The organism is Halochromatium sp. (assembly GCF_054919635.1).
The window spans coordinates 1-4,342 of sequence record NZ_JBUDPI010000318.1; the positions used below are offsets into that span (position 1 = coordinate 1).

The window sequence follows — 4,342 nt, forward strand, 5'->3', positions numbered from 1 at the left end:
GCCATCGTCGGCGGCGGCCTGGTCGGTGCTGCCTTGGGCTGTGCCTGCGCCGAGCGCGGCTTGCGCATCGCCGTCATCGACGGCCAGCCACCGCAGCGGGTTTGGCCGGCGGGGCAGGTGGATCTGCGCGTCTCGGCGCTGAGTCGCGCCAGTCAGCGCTTGCTGGAGCGCATCGGGGCCTGGCCGCGCATGGTCGAGCTCGGCGTCAGCCCCTACCGCGAGATGCGGGTCTGGGATGCGGTTGGCCGCGCCGAGATCCATTTCGATTCGGGCGATCTCGGCGAGCCGGACCTCGGTCACATCGTCGAGAACCGGGTGACGCGCCTGGCGCTCTGGGAGCGGCTCGAGGCGCTCGCTGCCGCCGATGCCGAGCAGGTCCAGCTGCTCTCGCCGGCGGCCCCCGCTGCGCTCGAGATCGGCGCCGGCCGGGGTGACGGGCGGGGTGACGGTCTGGCGGAGTTACGGCTGGCCGATCAGCGCTGCCTCTCGGCGCAGCTGGTGGTCGGCGCCGATGGTCGCGCCTCGTTCGTGCGCGAGACACTGGGCATTGGCTTGGAGACCAGCGACTATGCCCAGCGTGCCATTGTCGCCAACGTCGAGGTCGCGCACTGGCACCGCGAGACCGCTTGGCAGCGTTTCCTGCCAACCGGCCCACTGGCCTTCCTGCCGCTGGCCGACGGGCGCTGCTCGATCGTCTGGTCGGCCGACGAGGCGCGTGCCGAGCAACTGCTTGCGCTCGATGATGCCGGCTTCATGGCCGAGCTTGAGGTCGCCTTCGATAAGCGTCTTGGCCCGATCCTGAGCACCGGCCCGCGCGTCGCCTTTCCGCTCAGTCGCCAACATGCGCGCGAGTACATGCGCCCGCACGCGGTCCTGATCGGCGATGCCGCGCACGGCATTCATCCGTTGGCAGGGCAGGGCGTCAACCTCGGCTTTCTCGATGTCGCCGCGCTGGTCGATGCGATCGACCATGCTCGTGCTAAGCACCGCGCGCTCGGCAGCCTGCAGATCCTGCGCCGCTACGAGCGCGCGCGCCGCGGCGAGAATGCCGTCATGCTCACCGCGATGGACCTCTTCAAGCGCGTCTTCGGCAACCGCAATCCGGTCCTGGTCGGCGCCCGTAACCTTGGCCTGGCGGCCGCTGAGCACCTACCCGGCATCAAGCCGATCTTCATCCGTCAAGCGCTTGGGCTCGGTGACGATCTGCCGGCGCTGGTCCGGGCTCGTGGTGATGGTTGCTAAATAGCTGCTCATTCAGCAGGTCTAGATGTTCGTTCAATGCGAGCAATCGAGTCGGGAAGCCGGTGAAGCGTCGTTTGGCTTGGCGATTGAGATGATCGTGCAAGGCCTGGCGAATCTCAGCCAGGCTGCCGCTGGCATCGACCATGGAGAAGTCCCAACACAGGCGCAGAAACAGTAGCTTACCCGCCTCCTCCAGAACCCGAATGCGATCGGTGCGATCAGCGGAGTAGTAGTCATTCGCAGCGGATTGGTGCAAGTCAATCGATTCTCGCTGCGGTGGACGCGCGCATTCTGTACTCTAACGCCCAACTCGATGCCGATCCCGTGGTTTCCGCTATGCCCTGTGCCGTCGTTTGTCCTCCGCCTTCTGCCGTGCTGGCGAGCGCGTTCGGTCACTATAGAGGGTTTGGCCCTTCTCGCGGCCGGGCTTCAATCCTAATATCCCTGTTTGATTTTTCGAGAATCTGGCTAGGCCAGTGCTGCGTGCGTATCCTGCCGGCAGGCGTCTGCGCTCGCTTGTTTGCTTCTTTGATAACACACTGATAATACTGAACTTTGAGAGGACTCCTATGACCGCGAAGAATGCCTTCTATGCCCAATCGGGCGGTGTCACTGCCGTGATCAACGCCTCCGCCTGTGGCGTGATCGAGACCGCGCGTCAGCATCCGGATCAGATCGCCAATGTCTATGCTGGGCGCAACGGCATCATCGGCGCGCTGACCGAGGATCTGATCGACACCAGTCAGGAGTCCGACGACGCCATCGCCGCGCTGCGCTATACGCCGTCCGGTGCCTTCGGCTCCTGCCGTTACAAGCTCAAGAGCCTCGAGGCCAATAAGCGCGAGTACGAGCGCCTGATCGAGGTCTTCAAGGCCCACGATATCGGCTACTTCTTCTACAACGGTGGCGGCGATTCTGCCGATACCTGCTTCAAGGTCAGTCAGCTCTCAGAGACGCTCGGCTATCCGGTGCAGGCGATCCATGTGCCAAAGACGGTCGACAACGATCTGCCGATCACCGACAACTGTCCAGGCTTCGGCTCGGTGGCCAAGTACATCGCGACCTCCGCGCTTGAGGCCTCATTCGATGTGCGCTCGATGGCGAAGACCTCGACCAAGGTCTTCGTGCTCGAGGTGATGGGCCGCCACGCCGGCTGGATCGCCGCCGCCGGTGGGCTGATCGAAGACCAGGGGATGCCGGTGCTGGTGCTCTTCCCGGAGATCGAGTTCGATCAGGAGCAGTTCATCGCCAAGGTGAAGGCGATGGTGGATAGCCACGGCTTCTGCACCATTGTGGTGTCCGAGGGCGCGAAATACCCGGATGGACGCTTCCTTGCGGAGCAGGGGACGCGCGACGCCTTCGGTCATGCGCAGCTTGGTGGGGCGGCGCCTGTGGTCGCGAACATCATCAAGGAAGCGCTCGGCTTTAAGTTCCACTGGGCGGTTGCCGATTATCTGCAGCGCGCAGCTCGGCATCTAGCCTCCAAGGCCGACGTTGAGCAGGCCTATGCGACCGGTCGCGCGGCGGTCGAGATGGCCATCGCGAGTGAGAATTCGATCATGCCGACGATCGAGCGTATCAGTAGCGATCCCTACCAATGGCAGGTTGGCAAGGCGCCCTTGTCCGAGGTGGCGAACGTCGAGAAGTTCATGCCGCGTGAGTTCATCACCGACGACGGGTTTGGCATCACAGCTGCATGCAAGACCTACCTATTGCCACTGATTCAGGGTGAAGACTATCCGCCATTCGAGAATGGCCTGCCGCGCTATGTGACGCTGAAGAATGCGTCGGTGGCGAAGAAGCTCGACGCTTTCGATCTCTAGACGCGGTTCCGCCGTCTCTCAAACGGGCCTCCCAATCGCTGCCGCGACCTAGTCGTGGCGGCGAGCATCTTGCTGCGATCGGAAAGGAGCGACCATGAGTGATTACCATCTCTATCTGTCCTTGATCCCGGAGGCGCTGATCGCCTCGATGCTCGAGCCGAAAGAGTTCGGTTCCTATTATGCGGTGGGAAGGAATGGCCGCGTGTTCGGGGAATCGATCTTCTTCGAGATCGACCCCAGCTTTCGGTCCGAAGATTTTGCGTTCTCGCTCGCCGATGAGCGCTGTGTCACACAGCCAGATGGCAAGCCGAAGTCGTCTGTCTACCTTGGTATCTACAACGTCCTGGCGCGCATTCCGGTATCTGCCATCGGTAACCTGTATCTGGTGACCGATGATGGTCGAACACTCGAGCTCAAGCGCGCCGATTACACGCCGGATCGCGAGCATCCGCTCCATCTGTATCAAGAGTTCTGCCCCAAGAGTCCGTTGGTCGCGAGTCGACTCGAGCCGCAAGCATTTTGTCGCTCGATCACCGACCCCAAGAAGCCGGTGAATCTGCCGCGCATCGCGTTCTCGGACCTGGCACTCGGCGAGCTGGCGTTTGACCCCCTCAACGGCAAGGCCGATGATCTGCCCTATCGTTACATCCCGCATCTGCGCGAGGTGCTCTCGGACTTCACGGCCAATACCAAGGACAGCAAGCTGGTGCTCAAGCACGTACGGGATGCGGTGATCTACCGGACCGTGCAGACCGGCTTCTATGTCGGGGATCATGATCACTTTGTCTTTTACCCCTTCCCGAGCCGCGAGGAATTGCAGTCAACCCATTACGACTGGTGGCGCTCGGCGCAGATCGCGCATTTTGATTGAGCGCTCCCATCGTCGATCAATCGATGCTGCTCATCTCTATCCTTAATCCCGCTGCGCCGTTGAACCTGCGTGGCTCCTTAGCTGTAGAAGTCGAACCATGAACGAACCCATTTTTTGGCTCGCTCCGCTCGCTTCCATCTTCGCACTCTACTTCGCCTGGCGCTTCTTCAAGGAGATGCGTGCTCATGACGAGGGCACCGAGACCATGCGTGAGATCGGAGCCCATGTACGCAAAGGCGCCATGGCCTACCTGCGCCAGCAATACAAGATCATGCTGATCGTGTTCGCGCTCGTCTCGGGCCTCTTCGCCTATCTGGCCTATGGGCTGCAGGTCCAGAACCCTTGGCTGCCGGTGACCTTCCTCTTCGGGGGCTTCTTCTCCGCGCTCGCCGGCTATTTCGGGATG

Annotated in this window: 4 protein-coding genes; all 4 read left to right on the forward strand. The window is 62.2% G+C overall.

The features are described 5' to 3' along the window. Positions 1-1,242, forward strand: a 1,242-nt coding sequence (locus ACY693_RS15715; protein ID WP_462322756.1) for a UbiH/UbiF/VisC/COQ6 family ubiquinone biosynthesis hydroxylase, incomplete at its 5' end; no start/stop codon positions are given. A gap of 569 nt (positions 1,243-1,811) precedes the next feature. Beyond that, positions 1,812-3,065, forward strand: coding sequence for a 6-phosphofructokinase (locus ACY693_RS15720; protein WP_462322757.1), 1,254 nt, complete (start codon positions 1,812-1,814; stop codon positions 3,063-3,065). A 94-nt stretch (positions 3,066-3,159) separates the two neighbouring features. Continuing rightward, positions 3,160-3,936: a hypothetical protein gene (locus ACY693_RS15725; protein ID WP_462322758.1), complete on the forward strand. Its 777-nt coding sequence runs from the start codon at positions 3,160-3,162 to the stop codon at positions 3,934-3,936. 97 nt (positions 3,937-4,033) lie between these two features. Next, a partial coding sequence (locus ACY693_RS15730) for a sodium/proton-translocating pyrophosphatase (RefSeq protein WP_462322759.1) occupies positions 4,034-4,342 on the forward strand: 309 nt, incomplete at its 3' end.